Consider the following 283-nt stretch of genomic DNA (forward strand, 5'->3'; position numbering starts at 1 on the left):
TTTCCGGGTCGTCGTAGCCGGCGGCGCGGGCCAGCTGTGCAACCGGATCGGTGCGGGGCGGCGGAGCCGGCGGTTCCTCGGGCTCGGGGTCCGCTGTGCCCTGTGGGGCCCGCCCCCTGGGGGCGCTGTGCCCTGCGGGTCTGCCGTTTCCGCTGTCTGCTCCGGCGCTTCCGGCTCGGGCTCGGGGGCCAGGCTCAGCGTGGTGGGTAGGTCGATGAAGCGGGCCGGGACGCCGTTCGTGCTCGCCCACGTCAACGACTGCCACTCGGGCGAGAAGCTGGCC

Annotated in this window: 1 protein-coding gene; it reads right to left on the bottom strand. The window is 74.9% G+C overall.

The annotated features are described in order from the left end of the window. Positions 1–255: hypothetical protein (locus tag BN358_RS27645; RefSeq protein ID WP_232233099.1), on the bottom strand; the 255-nt coding region annotated here is incomplete at its 3' end. Positions 256–283: the final 28 nt, after the last annotated feature.

The sequence above is a fragment of the Sedimentibacter sp. B4 genome, assembly GCF_000309315.1.
Taxonomy (GTDB): Bacteria; Bacillota; Clostridia; order Tissierellales; family Sedimentibacteraceae; genus Sedimentibacter; species Sedimentibacter saalensis.